We start from the raw sequence: 6,138 nt of genomic DNA, 5'->3' as shown, positions 1-6,138 counted from the left end.
TGCGCTTGCTCGGTCAATGTCTCGCGGATCGGGTCCGAGAGGTCGATCCGCCTCGACCGGAGGTGCTGTTGCCGGTCCCGCTGCATGCCTCTCGGCTGCGCACCCGCGGCTACAACCAGGCGCTGGAGATCGCCCGCGTCGTCGGCCGTGATCTGGCCCTGCCGATCGATCATGTCTCCTGCATCCGCATCGCACCGACGCCGCCGCAGGCCGGCCTCGACGAGCGCGCACGCCATCGCAATATTCGCGGCGCGTTCCTGATTCCGGGCTTGCTGCCCTGGACCCATGTCGCCATCCTCGACGACGTCGTGACGACCGGCAGCACCGTCGCGGAGCTGAGCCGGGTGTTGCGCAAGGCCGGGGTTCGGCGAATTCAGGTCTGGGCGGTGGCGCGAACACCGTGAATGCCGCCCGCTCGGCAGACGAAACAACGCCCTTGCGCCGGCGATAGGACGCACACCATCCGCCGACGGTACCTTGTGCCTCGAACGGCCCGGTACCACGTCAGTCGTGACCAGGTCCGCAATAATCCCGCTGCGATGCCCGAGACACCGACGCACGATCCGTTTGAACGCACGCGCACGCCGATACCGGCTCGTCTTCGATTCGATCTGCACTGGCAGAGCGAGGACGCGACGCACACCGACAGCCGGGTCGCAACCCGCCTCGACCTGCGTCGCGATCTCCTCCCGCCCGAGCTGGAGGCCGAGATCATGGATCTGCCGGTCGGCCGACGCGCGACCTGCCGTTTGGAGCCGGGCGCACTGCTGCCGCCGAGACGCGACGAGCTGCTGCGCAGTCTGCGTCCCGAGCAGTTCAACCGGCGCCTCGCCGCTGGGGTCTCGATCGAACCGCGTGCCGGGCGCTTCTACCCGCGCGGCATCCTCGAAGGCATCTCGGGCAGCGACCGACGGCCGCTGCGCCTGGTCGATGTGCAGGCGGATCGGCTCACCGCGGATCTCAATCACCCCCTTGCCGAGCGGACGCTCGACGTGGTCGTCCGAACCGAAGCCGTTCGCGCCCGCGGCGAGCAGCGCGCCGGGCAACGCCCCGAGTTGGCTGCCTTGCTCACCGAGAATGGTCCCGGCATGCAGGCGCGTTGGCGAGGCCAGGCGACCGACTTTTGGTCCGACGATCCCTTTGCGCGTCCCGATCCGCGTCCGGACGAGGAGTTCTATGCGGCTCCGCGACTCGTCGATCATCTCGATCGCACGGCGATCGCCGAGATCAGCGCCCTCTACGGCCGCTTGATTCCCGCCGGAGCGCGCATCCTGGACCTGATGACGAGCTGGCACTCGCATCTGCCCCGCGCCTTGGAGCCCGCAGCGGTGGCTGGACTCGGCATGAACATGGCGGAGCTGGAGGCCAATCCGGTCCTGACGAAGCGGGTGGTCCGTGACCTGAATTGCGATCCTACCCTCCCGTTTGCCGACGCCGATTTCTCGGCCGTGATCTGCACGGTCTCGGTCGAGTACCTGATCCGCCCCTTCGAGGTGTTTCGCGAGATCGCGCGGGTGCTGCAACCGGGCGGGCGCGTCATCCTGACGTTTTCCAACCGCTGGTTCCCCCCGAAGGTGATCCGGATCTGGCAAGAGCTGCACGCGTTCGAGCGGCTCGCGCTCGTGCTCGATTATCTGCGGGAGTCCGGCCGATTCGGACAGCTCGAGACCTTCAGTCTGCGGGGCCTTCCGCGACCGGCCGACGACACCTATGCCGGCCGGCTCGCCGAGTCCGACCCGGTCTACGCCGTCTGGGGTACTCGGCTCTGACCTGCGCGCGCGCCGTCATGCGAGTTGTTGGATGAGTTGGGTATCGCGCTCGATCTTGTTTGCGAAGTGGCTCGCCATGCTCATCAGCATCTTCACCCGAAGCGCTTCTGGAATGTCGTCGAAGCGCAGCTCCAGGCAGCGGGTATCCGTGACCGCCGACACGTTGGCCGTGCGGCGCTTGCGGTTCACCAAGGCAACCTCGCCGAAGACCATCCCCGGGCCGAGGCTGGTCAGTCTCAAATGGTGCCCCGCGCCGGTATCGATCCAGACCTCGACCTCGCCGCTGAAGATAAAGAACATGGACTCGGCGCAATCCCCTGCGTTGAAGATCCGCGAGCCGGCTTTGATTTCGTGCTCCCGGCCGGCTTGACGGAGCGCTTCAAGCTCGTCGCCCGTCATCGCGGCGCACAGATACTGGTGGCTCAGGTCCGCGACCGAGGTGTCGACACCCGTTGTATCCGCCTCCCCGATCAGTTGGTTCTCGCACCACTCCACCGCGTGATCGGTGTCATCGAAGTGCAGCGGACCGGGCTCCGGCCCGCGATAGGCATTCCCCTGGAGGTGTTTTCTGAAGCGATAGAGGTTCTTGCTGTCGGTGAAGAAGAGCCGCTTGCCCGCGTCGGCGATCCGCATGCAAAGCTCGCTCAAGACCAGAATCGACGCCTGGTCCGTCCCGATCACCCGTTTGAGATCGAGGACCAAGTAATCGACCCGCGCGAGCTCGGAGAGGATCTCCACGCCGACCGATTCGGCACTGCCGAACAACAGCTCTCCTTGCAGCTCGTAGACGCGGATGCGATGCCCTTGCGCTGCGAGTACAGCAAGCTCGGCCGCGTTGCGGCGGCGGCGCGAGGTGCGCTTGGCGCAGTCGTATACCTGACGCATAACGGTGGCGGAGGTCGAGCGTGCGACATGGAAGAGGTGCAGGCTGAAATCCTTGGAGAGCCGCTTACATGCCTCGATGCCGCGGACGCTGTTGCCCTTTGCGTCGAGGCGCGGCGAGAACACCCCGAGACCGAACTGTCCGGGCAGCACGGCCATGATCCCGCCGCCGACGCCGCTCTTCGCCGGCATCCCCACGTTGTAGATCCAACCGCCCGAAAAATCGTACATGCCGCAGGTGCTCATGACGCTCAGCACCTTCTCGACATAACGCGCCTGCAGCGCGACGACCCCGGTGACCGGATTCACCCCGTTGTTGGCCAGACAGGCGCCGATCATCGCCAGATCCCGAGCGGTCACCAGGATGGAGCACTGCCGAAAATACAGATCGACCACCTCCTCGGGCGTGCGATCGAGGATCCCGTGGCCGAACAAGAGGTGTGCGATCGCCCGGTTGCGATGGCCGGTATCGCTTTCGGAGCGATAGACCGTCTCGTCGATCTCCATCGGCCGGCCGGTGTAACGTCCGAAGGTTTCGAGGATCCGCTGCATCGGCGGGGCATCGGGTTTGCCCTCGATCAGGCCCGTCGTGGCGATGGCGCCCGCGTTGATCATCGGATTCATGGGACGTCCGGTGTCGGGCTCCAGGCTGATGGAGTTGAACGCCTCGCCCGAGGGTTCCACGCCGACCTTGCTCAGCACCTGGTCGAGCCCGCGATCCTCCAGCGCCAAACCATAGGTAATCGCCTTTGAAATCGATTGAATGGTAAAGCTCTGACGCGAGTCGCCGACCTGGTAGACATGCCCGTCGACCGTGACCATCGCGATTCCGAGCCAGGACGGATCCGCGCGCGTCAGCTCCGGGATGTAATCGGCGACCGCGCCATCGTTCAGGTCGAGCAACTCTTCATGGATGCGGTCGATGTAACGCTGGACTGGAGAGAACTGGAAGGCCCGCTTATCCATTGAGACTCCTGAGAGGTGTTCGGAAAGGGAATGCGGACAAGTGCACACCGCGCACAGAATTGCGGGTCGTCGCGACAGCGTCGACGCACTGGATTTTATGCCTGCGTAGGAGGCAGACTGCAAGCCGCCGATCCCGGCCCTTCGGTCGAACCCGAGCGCTGCCGGCGTCGCGGATACGCGTCGCCCCGATCGATAGCCGCCTTTCCTACCCTTGAATTACCGAGGTCTTGCCAGATGCCGATACGCTTGCTCCTGATCCCGATCCTGTTTCCCGCCTTCGTGTCCGCTGCCTCGTTCGAGACCGGCGCACCCATGCCCGTTCTGACGTTCCAGGACCAACACGACACAACTCGGACCGTCGACGCGAACACCTCTCTACTGATCTTCAGCGCAGAGCGCGAGGTCTCGGCCCTCGTGGAGACCGCGCTGGCCGACCAAACGACCGATTCGCTCTCCGCGGCCGGCATCCAGTACGTCTCCGACATCAGCGCCATGCCCGGCATGGTGACCTCGATGATCGCCCTGCCCAAGATGCGCAAGCGACCCTATCCCATGTTGCTGGGGCGCGAAGCAGAGGAGACCGCTATGCTGCCGCGCGAACCCGGAAAGGCGACCCTGATCGCGTCCGAAGGGGGCAGCATCACGAGCGTGCAATTCATCGGCGATGCGGCGAGCTTGCGGGCAGCGCTGGGGTTTGCGCCCTAACGGATCCGTTCTGACTGAATCGGTTGGGCGTAGGACGAAAGGACAGGCGCCTGCGGGTTGCGACGCATGGTTGCCGGCATGGATCCAGGACCACGCGGAGCAGTTTCACTCTAGATCGCGTCCACCGGGCTCTTCACCGGCAGCACCCCCGGCCGATTCAGTACATGGGTGTAGATCATGGTCGTCGAGACGTCCGCATGCCCGAGCAGCTCCTGCACCGTGCGGATGTCGTACCCGGCTTCCAGTAGATGAGTTGCGAACGAGTGCCTCAAGGCATGAGAGTTCACGCGTTTCGCGATCCGAGCCGCTCGCCCAGCCGCCTTGACTGCGCGCTGCAACGAGGATTCGTGTAGATGATGCCGGCGCACCTGACCCGAGTCGGGATCCTGCGACAGCCGCGCGCTGGGAAACACGAACTGCCAAATCCAGTCGCGTTGCGCACTCGGGTATTTGCGCGCCAGCGCGGGCGCCAGGTACACGGCTCCGCCACCGGCCGCCAAGTCTTCTCGATGCTGTGCCTCGACTCTGGTCAGATGGGCCTGCAGCGGCTCGCGCAGCCGCTGCGGCAAGGGCACCGCCCGGTCCTTGCCGCCCTTGCTGTTGCGCACCAGGATCAAGCCGTTTCGAAGTCGACATCCAGCACCCGCAGCCGTACGCACTCCATCAACCGCATCCCGGTGCCGTACATCAGCCGAGCCATCAGTCCGAGCGTGCCATCCATGTGGGCCAACAGCGCTCGCATCTCGTCGCGACTCAAGACCACCGGGAGCCGTGCCTGCTTCCTGGTCTTCGAAAACTTCACGTCCTCCAGCGGACGCTCCAGGAGGTGTTTGAACAGAAACGCCACCGCGTTGTACGCCAGACTCTGAGTCTTGGCCGAGACCGAGCGCTCCACTGCCAGGTGACTCAAGAACCGCTGGACGTCGGGGACGCCCAAAGCATCCAGCGGCTTGCTCCCGCAGAAGAGCAAGAAGCGATGACACCAATCGACGTAGGATTGCTCGGTCCGGATCGAGTACTGCATGGCACGGATGGTTCGCGCCAGGTCTTCCAGGATCGGAAACGTCTGTGCCGAGCGGCTGAAACGGGGAACACCGATGGCCCTCGGATCGGCTGCGTCCTCGGCGCTTACGGCCGTGCTGCGCGCAATCGTCGCGTGCTCGGTGGTCAGGGTGCGCTGCCCCTCCCACCAATAGCCCCAATCGACCCCTTTTCCGGCAGGGACCTGCGCTAGGTCAACCAACAGCAAGCGCAAGGCATCGACAATCTGCCGCATCTGCCAGTCCGCCAGATCGGAGCGGGCCGACATGCGTCGCAGGTAATCCGTGACCTGGTCGGCCGTCAGCGCCGACAAGGCCGCCGGCTTGAGGTCCTTCAGGAAATCCTCGACCCGTCGGACGTACCATTGACGGAACTTCGCGGGGACCTCGCGACGGATCAGGAGATCCAGGTACCGGTCCCAGTTCGACGGTGCGCCGTCCTCACGGCGTGGTCTGGTGGGGTTGACTTGTGGCATCCTTAGGCTACCTTTGCGCTAGACTGAATGCAGTCTAGTACACATAACGACGCATGCAACCTAGATCACGTTGAACTAATCCGCTCCGCGGGACTTAGTGGAGCCGGTTCGCGGCGGCAGTTGAAGTCCGAATGACGCGGCAATAAACGGGCGCGCCTTGCGGCCCCGTTCCCCGCCTGCATGTCCCCGTCGTCCACACTCGAAGGCGACCCAATCCGGGTCGTGACCCGAGGATCGGACGATGACGCCCTTACGCCAGCGCATGATCGCCGCCATGCAAATGCGTGGCTTCTCCCCGCG

At 64.7% G+C, this 6,138-nt stretch carries 6 protein-coding genes; 3 read left to right on the top strand and 3 right to left on the bottom strand.

Annotated elements, in window-relative coordinates; all coding sequences use genetic code 11:
- Both VLR48_RS05060 and VLR48_RS05055 read left to right on the top strand, forming a co-directional pair.
- Positions 1 to 404: ComF family protein (locus VLR48_RS05060; RefSeq protein ID WP_414718578.1), on the top strand; the 404-nt coding region annotated here is incomplete at its 5' end.
- Between the two features lie 135 nt (positions 405 to 539).
- Positions 540 to 1,769, top strand: a complete 1,230-nt coding sequence (locus VLR48_RS05055; RefSeq protein ID WP_325290732.1) for a methyltransferase domain-containing protein — start codon at positions 540 to 542, stop codon at positions 1,767 to 1,769.
- Between the two features lie 15 nt (positions 1,770 to 1,784).
- Here VLR48_RS05055 and glsA read toward each other — a convergent pair whose 3' ends face one another.
- The gene (gene glsA / locus VLR48_RS05050) at positions 1,785 to 3,617 is read right to left on the bottom strand and encodes a glutaminase A (protein WP_325290731.1); all 1,833 of its coding nucleotides are present in this window, start codon (positions 3,615 to 3,617) and stop codon (positions 1,785 to 1,787) included.
- A gap of 234 nt (positions 3,618 to 3,851) precedes the next feature.
- Between glsA and VLR48_RS05045 the strand changes: the two genes are divergently transcribed.
- On the top strand, positions 3,852 to 4,322 hold the full coding sequence (locus VLR48_RS05045; protein ID WP_325290730.1) for a hypothetical protein: 471 nt from the start codon (positions 3,852 to 3,854) through the stop codon (positions 4,320 to 4,322).
- A gap of 110 nt (positions 4,323 to 4,432) precedes the next feature.
- Here VLR48_RS05045 and VLR48_RS05040 read toward each other — a convergent pair whose 3' ends face one another.
- Positions 4,433 to 4,930, bottom strand: a complete 498-nt coding sequence (locus VLR48_RS05040) for a tyrosine-type recombinase/integrase (protein WP_325290733.1) — start codon at positions 4,928 to 4,930, stop codon at positions 4,433 to 4,435.
- Between the two features lie 5 nt (positions 4,931 to 4,935).
- A complete protein-coding gene (locus VLR48_RS05035; RefSeq protein WP_325290729.1) occupies positions 4,936 to 5,838 on the bottom strand; it encodes a phage integrase N-terminal SAM-like domain-containing protein in 903 nt (300 codons plus the stop codon).
- Positions 5,839 to 6,138 lie beyond the last annotated feature (300 nt).

This window comes from Thiocapsa sp. (assembly GCF_035467215.1).
Taxonomy (GTDB): domain Bacteria; phylum Pseudomonadota; class Gammaproteobacteria; order Chromatiales; family Chromatiaceae; genus Thiocapsa.
This window is presented reverse-complemented; position numbering and strand designations above follow the sequence as displayed.

Coding starts and splice junctions, on each gene's coding strand:
- VLR48_RS05055 (WP_325290732.1), top strand. CDS start 540: ATGCCCGAGACACCGACGCACGATCCGTTTGAACGCACGCGCACGCCG.
- glsA (WP_325290731.1), bottom strand. CDS start 3,617: ATGGATAAGCGGGCCTTCCAGTTCTCTCCAGTCCAGCGTTACATCGAC.
- VLR48_RS05045 (WP_325290730.1), top strand. CDS start 3,852: ATGCCGATACGCTTGCTCCTGATCCCGATCCTGTTTCCCGCCTTCGTG.
- VLR48_RS05035 (WP_325290729.1), bottom strand. CDS start 5,838: ATGCCACAAGTCAACCCCACCAGACCACGCCGTGAGGACGGCGCACCG.